The organism is Vaccinium witches'-broom phytoplasma str. VAC, from assembly GCF_000309405.1.
Lineage (GTDB): Bacteria > Bacillota_I > Bacilli_A > Acholeplasmatales > Acholeplasmataceae > Phytoplasma.
Window position 1 is genome coordinate 1 of sequence record NZ_AKIN01000164.1, and the last position, 951, is coordinate 951.

Below are 951 nucleotides of genomic sequence, written 5' to 3' on the forward strand. Positions count from 1 at the left end.
CTAATTGAAAATCTATTTTAGGAATTTGTTCGTTGTTAACCTTAAGATATTGTTTTTCGAGGTCATGTGTAATTCGACCGATTAATTGAATGTTGTTTAACATAATTTTATTTCTCTTTTCTAATTTTTTTTAATGTTGATGATGTTGTGTTTATTTAGGAAAGTTGTTTTTTGTATTGAGTTTAAATTTTACACTAAGTAATAGTCTCAACTAAAGATAATAGAAACAAACAATGCAAGCAAAATATTAAAAGATAGAAAATATTTTCTAGTTTCATATCATTTATTTTTTCAATTTATTGATTGCTATATTTTTAAGAGCTTCTACTTGTCTTAAAGTTAAATTAAGTTTATAGGCTATTTCATGATTAGAATAACTCGGTTGATAATCTTCATTGATATTTCCTAAAGGAATGCCAAAACTTAATCTAATGATATTAAATTCTTTTTTGCTTAATTTAGTTTTTAGTTTCTTTAATAAGAGTTCATGATTTGCTTGTTTTAACCATAATTGATGTGGGTTAGGACTTCTATTTCCTTTCTCCAATGAATGTTTTTTTCTTGAAAAGAAGTGCTATTAGTTTTATGAGTTTTTTGAGGAATTGAAGGAGAATGGCTTTTTCTTATTAATTCTCTGATTTCTGATTTTATAGTTGGTGTCGCATAAGCGATAAAGTCATAACCGAAATCTACATATTTATCTAAAGCCTTGATTAATCCTAAAACCCCTTCTTGGTATAAATCATCTTTTTGAATGACACGTGGATAATATTTAAATTTAGAAACTAGTTTTTTTGCTAAGGGTAAATGTAAATTGATTAGTTGATGGCGAATTGTTAAATTCTTTTTATTTTTTAAAAAATCTTTAAATAATTCTTGTCTTAACATTTAATTCCTTTCTAAAAACGTTTTTAGAAAAGATAAGAAAATTATTTTAGTCTTGAATAATAA

The 951-nt window shown here is 24.5% G+C and carries 2 protein-coding genes and 1 pseudogene; all 3 read right to left on the reverse strand.

The genetic code is table 11. The features are described 5' to 3' along the window. A pseudogene (locus RI68_RS04355) lies at positions 1–103 on the reverse strand (single-stranded DNA-binding protein); the annotation flags it as partial. A gap of 180 nt (positions 104–283) precedes the next feature. Continuing rightward, positions 284–547, reverse strand: coding sequence for a hypothetical protein (locus RI68_RS04490; RefSeq protein WP_261974292.1), 264 nt, complete (start codon positions 545–547; stop codon positions 284–286). Continuing rightward, positions 502–888 (reverse strand): sigma-70 family RNA polymerase sigma factor, encoded by a 387-nt coding sequence (locus RI68_RS04495; RefSeq protein WP_261974293.1) that lies wholly within the window; start codon positions 886–888, stop codon positions 502–504. The genes RI68_RS04490 and RI68_RS04495 overlap by 46 nt, the downstream gene beginning before the upstream one ends. Between the last annotated feature and the right edge of the window lie 63 nt (positions 889–951).

What these genes read in the sequence shown, in the direction of transcription:
- RI68_RS04495 (WP_261974293.1), bottom strand. Translation starts at nt 888, where the DNA reads ATGTTAAGACAAGAATTATTTAAAGATTTTTTAAAAAATAAAAAGAAT.